This is a genomic window from Streptomyces sp. NRRL B-1347 (genome assembly GCF_000720325.1).
GTDB lineage: Bacteria > Actinomycetota > Actinomycetes > Streptomycetales > Streptomycetaceae > Streptomyces.
The window spans coordinates 1-202 of the sequence record NZ_JOJM01000359.1 but is presented as its reverse complement, the minus strand read 5'-3'; the positions used below and the strand labels follow the sequence as shown (position 1 = coordinate 202).

General features: G+C 67.3%; 1 protein-coding gene. It reads right to left on the bottom strand.

What is annotated here, in order from left to right; all coding sequences use genetic code 11:
* The coding region (locus tag IG74_RS0145365; protein WP_030689887.1) for a flavodoxin-dependent (E)-4-hydroxy-3-methylbut-2-enyl-diphosphate synthase at positions 1-202 on the bottom strand (202 nt) is incomplete at both ends.

Genomic DNA, 202 nt, shown 5'->3' with positions numbered 1-202 from the left:
CTCGAACAGCGACGCCTCCCACAGCGCCGACTCCACCAGCGCCTCCGGCGTCGCCTTGCCGTACTTGGCCAGCAGACGCTTGTCCAGGGAGCCCGCGTTGACACCGATGCGGATCGGCGTGCTGGTCTCCTGGGCGGCCTTCGCGATCTCCTTGACCTTGTCGTCGAACTGCTTGATGTTGCCCGGGTTCACCCGCACCGCC